This is a genomic window from Lacihabitans soyangensis (assembly GCF_024343775.1).
GTDB lineage: Bacteria > Bacteroidota > Bacteroidia > Cytophagales > Spirosomataceae > Leadbetterella > Leadbetterella soyangensis.
Map to the genome: position 1 here is coordinate 186253 of NZ_RJUF01000003.1, position 6993 is coordinate 193245.

General features: G+C 34.5%; 5 protein-coding genes. 4 read left to right on the top strand and 1 reads right to left on the bottom strand.

Annotated features, from left to right (window positions below; all coding sequences use genetic code 11):
- The first annotated feature begins 6 nt into the window (after positions 1 to 6).
- The 4 genes from EGI31_RS02825 to greA all read left to right on the top strand — a co-directional run bounded on the left by EGI31_RS02825 (position 7) and on the right by greA (position 5085).
- Positions 7 to 2274 (top strand): TonB-dependent receptor, encoded by a 2268-nt coding sequence (locus EGI31_RS02825; protein ID WP_255035623.1) that lies wholly within the window; start codon positions 7 to 9, stop codon positions 2272 to 2274.
- Positions 2268 to 3155, top strand: a complete 888-nt coding sequence (locus EGI31_RS02830) for a DUF4249 domain-containing protein (RefSeq protein ID WP_255035624.1) — start codon at positions 2268 to 2270, stop codon at positions 3153 to 3155. Before EGI31_RS02825 ends, EGI31_RS02830 begins: the two co-directional genes overlap by 7 nt.
- Positions 3156 to 3377: 222 nt before the next feature.
- On the top strand, positions 3378 to 4178 hold the full coding sequence (locus tag EGI31_RS02835; RefSeq protein ID WP_255035625.1) for a class I SAM-dependent methyltransferase: 801 nt from the start codon (positions 3378 to 3380) through the stop codon (positions 4176 to 4178).
- 436 nt (positions 4179 to 4614) lie between these two features.
- Entirely contained in the window at positions 4615 to 5085 is a 471-nt protein-coding gene (gene greA / locus EGI31_RS02840) for a transcription elongation factor GreA (RefSeq protein ID WP_255035626.1), read from the top strand.
- Between the two features lie 274 nt (positions 5086 to 5359).
- On the opposite strand, the gene EGI31_RS02845 is transcribed toward greA, so the two are convergent.
- A partial coding sequence (locus EGI31_RS02845; protein WP_255035627.1) for a T9SS type B sorting domain-containing protein occupies positions 5360 to 6993 on the bottom strand: 1634 nt, incomplete at its 5' end.

The following is a 6993-nucleotide window of genomic DNA, read 5'->3' on the forward strand; positions in this document are numbered from 1 at the left end:
GTTTACATGAGACAAAAGACTGTTTTGGTTTTATTATTTTTTATTCCTACGATAATTTGTTCTGCCCAAAAAATTTATGGAACAATAAAGGATTCGGAAACAGGGGAAACAATACCATATGTGTCAGTTCGAAACTCAAATGGAGGGAGTGTCTCTAACAAATATGGGTTTTATAGTATTCAATTTGTAGTTGGGGATAGTTTGACTTTTACTGCTATGGGCTATAATTCTGTTCTTATTAAGGGAGTTCTTGAGGACTCCCTTTTAAATGTTTTTTTATCACCTACAGAATATCTTTTAGAAGAGGTTACTATTAAGAGTACAAAAACACCCTCAGTTCAGGAAGGAACCCAAATTACATTACAAAAAATTAAAGATACTCCGACACTTTTTGGCGAGTCAGATATTTTGAAAACATTGTTGTTTATGCCAGGTGTCACTCCAATAAGCGAAGCGTCAAATGGGTATTCAGTAAGAGGAGGGGCTCCAAATCAGAACTTAGTTTTGCTTGATGATGCTGTAGTTTATAACATTAATCACCTATTTGGCTTTGTATCAATTGTAAATTCTGATGCTGTAAAAAATGCTCAGTTTTACAAATCTTATTTACCAGCAAAATATGGAGGTAGGCTATCATCTGTTTTGGACATAGATTTGTTTGATGGAAATAAGGAAGCGATTAAAAAAGAGCTAACAATGGGTCTTGTAAGTTCTAGATTTAAAATAGATGGACCAATTTCAAGTAAAACCACGTTTTCAGTTGCTACAAGAGCGTCTTATTTTGGTCTATTTTTATTGCCAACTTATTTTGCATACAAAAGAGGAAACAAAGATCAATATTTTAATTACTGGCTATTTGATATTAATGCTAAAGTTAAATCTCAAATTAATAAAAAATCAAGTTTAACAACAGGGTTTTATTTAGGAAATGATAATTGGAATACTCTTTCGGGAGATAATTCAGATCAATCTCAACAAAAAACGACATGGGGAAACATTACTTTTTCAAGTAAATATCAAACTATTTTAAACCAAAAAACATTTATTAACAGTCAAGTTCTTTATTCCAATTATCACCAAAAAATCTTAAATACCGATAACACCCATGGTTTTAAAAGTTTATCAGGTATTCAAACGGAACTGTTTGACATAGGAATTAAAGAATCATTGGAATACTTTTTTCATTCTAAGGCTAAAGTACAAATAGGCTTTGAGGTTACAAAACATTATTTGTCGCCTTCACAGAATATCAACAATGAAAAGAGAAAGGGAATTAATAGCGTTGATAATTCACTATTTATAGAACTAGATGCTAAAGTTGGACAAAAATCACAAATCTTTGTAGGTGTTCGAAATGTGTTATATAATGTTCAAAAGATAAACTACAAAAGAATTGAGCCTCGGTTAAGTTGGAATTTTAAATTTAATTCACAACATTCTTTATCCATATCATACATTGAATCCAATCAGTTTATTCATCAAATAAGCAGCAATACGGTTGGTTTACCTACTGACCTTTGGTTAACCTCCACTGAAAACATTCCTCCCCAACACTCAGCTCAAATTTCATTGGGATATTTTATAAATATGATTAATAGTAAGTTTGGCTTTGAAATTTACAATAAAAACTATTCTGATTTAATTGATTTTAAAGACGGAATATCTTTATATAATACAAGTAATGATAATTTTGAAGAGTTTATTGGTGGGAGAGGTGTTGGTAAATCTTATGGATTAGAGGTTTCTTTCAGCAAAAATTTCAACAAACACAGTTTTGAAGCATCGTATACTTATGGTAAATCAAAGGTCCAAATTGACGCAATTAATTTTGGCAAATGGTATTTCTCATCGCAAGATAGAAGGCACAGTTTATTAGGTAACTTGATAATGACTGTCATACCTAATAGGTTGACATTTGCATCTAATTTTATTTTTTACACAGGTACTCCAACCACTGTCCCAGATGCAGTATTTCCTAGAAAAAATCCAGATGGTGTTGTTACAAATTATCCTCAACTAATTTATACTTCAAGGAATAATTTTAGATTTCCCATCTACCACAGAGCCGATGTAAGTTTTAGTTTAAAGGGTAAAACTAAATATCATAAAGACAAAACCACTTCGTTCGGTATTTATAATATCTATAATCATACCAATCCTTTTTACTTGGACATAAGAACTACTTCATCTGGTGGTAACATGTATAACTTTGATTTGGTAAAAGTGGGTATTCTTCCTATCCTTCCATATATTTCTTATTCTTTAAAATGGTAAATAGAACAATCATTTTTATTTTTTTATTTGCATTGACTTCTTGTGAAAAGGAATTAAATGTGGTTTTTCCTTATATAGGAGATAAGTTAATTGTATTTGCTGAATTGAAACTTGATTCACCTATTAGAGCACAAATATCGAAAACATTCAATCCGAATGAGTCAATAAACCTTAATAATTACATTGATGACTTAATTGTGTTGGTTAAAAAGGGAGAGACTATATTTGATACGCTTAGATATGTGAATAACAATGTTTATTTGGGGAACAATATTGTTAATGTTGCGGGTAAATATTCAATCATCATCATAAGCAAGGAGCTTGGTGAAATTGAATCTGAAGAGGTTGAAACAATCCAACCTAACTTTAATTTGCAGGTAAAAAACAATGGCAAAGTGGTTTCCAAATTAAATCCAAGCGTTAAAACAAATAGATTTGAGATTAAGGTTTTCGGTAGTGTTGAAAATGGTTATTACTATAAAGTGAATGTTACTATTCCCAAACGAATTACTTTTTTGAGAAAGACTCCAGTTGAACAAAATCAAGAAATTGCAAATGAATGTTCAAGTTTTATAAGTGATTTATCCTATATAAGAAAAAGTAAATGTGTATTAGATTCATTTAAAATTAGTTATGATATTGAACTCAAATACTATAATGAAGATTTAAAAAAATCTATAGAGCCAGACAGTTTGATTGTGAATGTGGAAAAATTTGATGAGGAATACTTTAAATATATAAGTGGAATAACTGATAATAACTTTTTAGAAAATGCATTCAAGATGCCTGTTTTGTTTGAAAGTAATTTTTTGAATGGGTTGGGGATATTTTACCCTATTCAATCGAAGACAATTATGCTTTACAAAGGAAAAGATTACTAAATTGTAATATGCTTAGTAAAGATGTCTTTATACTTTATATAAGTATCTTTATTGTTAACATAAAAAGAACTACTTTTTTTTCTTATTTGTCACGTTACTAAGGAACAAAAACCTCAAAACAAAAACCTGATGAGTTTTTCGGCTGCGGCTCAAGCATAATACATTTGGCTTGACATTTGCAAAGCTAAAATATATTACTTTTGCAAAACCTAATATAAAAAGATGGCCTTCGATTTTCATTCTGACCGAACGATTTACTTCAAACTTCAGTACAACAACACCAAGGACAATATTATACCTTGGATAGAAAAGCACAAGCCCATAAGTGCGGGTATGAAAGTGTTGGAAATCGGCTGTCGTGACGGTGGCGTGCTGATGCCCTTTATGGAGAGAGGCTGCATAGTAACAGGCTTCGACCTTGACCGAGGCCCAGTGGAAAGTGCCCAGCAAATATACGCAGAAGACATAAAACAAGGTAAAGCCAGTTTTTTTGTAAAAGATGTGCATGACTATATTGCCGAAAACAAAGACAATCAGTCAGCCAAGTTTGATATTATTGTACTCAAGGACGTAATAGAACACGTTTATGGCCATGAGGAAATGATTAGCAACCTCAAACACATTTTGTTGCCAACGGGAGTGATATATTTCGGTTTTCCACCGTGGCAAAATCCTTTTGGTGGTCACCAACAGGTACTAAGGAGTAAACTTTGGTCACGCTTACCTTACTACCACATGTTGCCTAATTTCATTTATTACGGCATAATCAAACGTTGGGAAAAAGATTCTTTTGGCTTCATAAAGGCTACCAAAGAGACACGAATCACACCCGAAAAGTTTGAGAGATTGGTTCAGAAACACAATTTCGAGATTCTTGAAAACCATCATTATCTCATCGGGACCATGTACAAATATAAGTTTGGCCTTAAGCCGAGGCGTCAGTTCGGCATTATAAAGGGCATTCCATATTTTCGTAATTTTTTCACTACGGCAGTTGACTATGTCATTCGCCAAAAGGCCTGATTAAGCTATTGAGTATTTTTTTGCGAAAGTTGTTCTGATACCACAATCTTAAGGTAAGCTTCTTATGAATTTGGCCCTTGTCGGCTTTTTAGGAGAAAGGTTTAGGTTGACATAATGGGCGTAATACTCTTTTTTATAGTGCTTTATTGGGCAAAACCATCTGAGAGTTTATAAAGTAGTTGATAGGTTGGTGCTCTGAGGTTGGCTTTAGGGTTGGATAAAAATTAGCTTGACACACCAAAAAAAAGTGTTATATTTGTGCTTTATATGAAAAGAATGCAAAAAACGAAATTTACATTTTCAAGCAAAACTTAGCCGAGTTTCTGATTTTATTTAATATCAGGAACGGTCGATTTTCGCCGTTCTTTTTTTTTCTACCCAGCCTGAGAGGGCGGGTTATTTTTTTTAGTAGTATTAACATTAAAACTTAAAAAACATGTCATTTCAATATTATACACAGGAAGGATATGATAATTTGAAAAACAAACTCAACGACCTCAAAACACGTGGACGTAGAGAAATATCAAAAGCCATAGCTGAAGCTAAAGACAAAGGTGACTTGTCTGAAAACGCCGAATATGATGCCGCCAAAGATGCTCAAGGTTTGATGGAAGGAGAAATATCGAAGCTAGAAGTTTTGTTTTCGAATGCCAGAATTTTGGACGAATCCACCATTGATATTTCTACAGTTTCGCTGATGAACAAAGTGAAAATCAAAAATATTAAAAACGGAGCCATTATGACTTATACCCTGGTGGCCGAAGAAGAGGCGGACCTGAAACAAGGTAAAATATCTATCAACTCGCCTTTTGCAAAAGGTCTTTTAGGCAAAAAAGTAGGCGACAAAGCACAAATACAAGCTCCAGCTGGAATGGTGGAGGTTGAAGTAGTAGAGATTTCGATGTAATCGATTGTTTATAAGCACATTTAAGGGAGCATTTGCTCCCTTTTTTGTTTTATTTTTTAGCATGTTTAGTCTTAATAATCTTAACCTCTTAATTTTCTTAATGTTGGAAAAAGAATGCAATTGAACTTTTTAACATGAAGTGATTAAGAAAATGGAGGGCATGAAGCTCTATATATCTTCTAAATGTTCTTAACTCCTTAATTTTCTTAATGTTGGAAAAAGAATGCAATTGAACTTTTTAACATGAAGTGATTAAAGAAAATAAAGGTTCTGATTACCTAATCAAAGTCACATATCCCTTAATGGTTTTTGTTAGTCCAGCTCGGTCAAGTTTTTCAAAATTAACAGTGATGTAATAATAATATACTCCGGAAGGCAAATCGTTGCCATTAAGGTCTTTACCATCCCATTCCAATCTTTCTCCTGTGCTGGTAGCCACTTTTAGTCCCTGCGAAGAATATACATCAAAACTGATGTTATTGATAAATGCTGGGCAATTCATCGGAGAGAAAGTGTCGTTTTTGCCATCATTGTTTGGCGAAAATACATTAGGAAAACTAAGATCTTCGCAATTGTCAAAGCATATTTTGTTGCTTATTTCGCTTTCAATGCCTATCGAATTTTTAGCCGAAATATAGTAACATCCCGCAAAACCATCTTTTGAGTTTCTCCTATGCGAGAACGAATTGCCAGACGAAGCTTCTTGTACAGCAATCAAAGTAGGCTTTTCGTCTTCGTATCTTGCAAAAAATATACTGTAAGAAACGATATCTTGCCTGCAAGCACCTGTACCACTAGTAGTTGGGCTGTTCCAATTGAGTTTATTGACAAACACGTTGTCGTTGCAAAAGTCTTTTGAGGTCAGTCCAACACAGCCCGAACCGCTTCCACCTGGTGTATTCACTATGGCTGGCGTACAAGGTGGCGATTTGTCGGCAGGACTGCCGCAAGCTATTTGTGAATAGTTTTCCAAAACTCCAAACTGAGGTAGCTCAGTGTAAGCACCATAGGTTACCACAAAATAGCAATGCGTTTCGCCATTTTGTATGTCGTAAGATATATCGCCATCCTCTTTTTCTTCGTCTAGGCCGATATCCGTAAAAGCAAAGGTGTTTGCTTGTGTAACTTTTAACTTTTTTACAAGATTAAATTTGCCCAGATTGAGTTTGTCTTCTCTGTAGATAAAATGTGTACGGTTTTCGTTGGACCAAGGCACGTTTGCTTCCCATGAAAGTTTCAGCGATTTGTCGTCCGGCAGAATGCCTAATCTGACACTTGAGGCTACTGCTGAACTACTGAACAGTTTAGTGGACTCTGTATAGAATTCTACTTTGTATCTGTATACTAATTCTTTGGTATTGAGGTTTTTGTCGGTAAAAACAGTATCAGCCGCAGTGCCTAAAGTAGTGTTCTGGGTATGGATTAGGGTATAGTTTTCACCACCAATTCCTAAGGCTCTGTATAGTTTATATACGTATGGTCCTTTGCTCTCGTCTAATTTCAGATCCAATGGTTTTGTCCAATTTACCAATATTTCGCCGGTAGTCAGGTCGGTTTTTGTAACCGAAACCTTGGTCATGACGTTCATACCTTGTTTTATTTCGGAGCCTATGCAAAACTCTGTAGATGGAGCACTTTGCATGTTCAAAAATTGATTAACAGCCAACTCCGTTACCAATCTGTAACTGTAAATAGAACCCTTGTCGGCCTTGGTGTCCAGATAGGTGCTATCTGCTACGTTTACTTCACCAACAAGTGAATATCCCCAATCGTTCGGTATGCCTGAAGCACATTCTCCGGGGTTCAAACCACTACAACCGCTTTTTCTATATACCAAGATTTTACCAGCGGTTTTACATACTTTTTGCCCTTGCCAGGTGAGTTTTATGCCGGCATCTGTTTCAGTGG